Here is a 248-nt window from a genome sequence, read left to right as displayed (position 1 = left end):
TTCCTCCCTTCAGGCCTGATCTGGGGTTATTTCGAAGCCTCAGGCCGCGGCTACCTCCCCATGCCCTGGTTTATGAAAGCGGTCAAACATTTTACGTTCAGCCGTAGTACTGGCATGGTCACCCGCTATAAAAACAATAAGGAGCTCTATAGCCATCCTTTTCCGGAGTTCGACTGCTATCTGGTCAGCAGCCCCAGCCATCAGGGGATTCTCAGCTATCAGCTGCATCTGGTACACCGCTATCATCG

General features: G+C 52.4%; 1 pseudogene. It reads left to right on the top strand.

Annotated elements, in window-relative coordinates:
* A pseudogene (locus tag JW499_RS22275) lies at window positions 1-248 on the top strand (hypothetical protein); the annotation flags it as partial.

This window comes from Amphritea pacifica (genome assembly GCF_016924145.1).
GTDB classification, from domain to species: domain Bacteria; phylum Pseudomonadota; class Gammaproteobacteria; order Pseudomonadales; family Balneatricaceae; genus Amphritea; species Amphritea pacifica.
The sequence above is the reverse complement of the archived record's forward strand: the minus strand, read 5'-3'. Positions and strand labels throughout refer to the sequence as shown.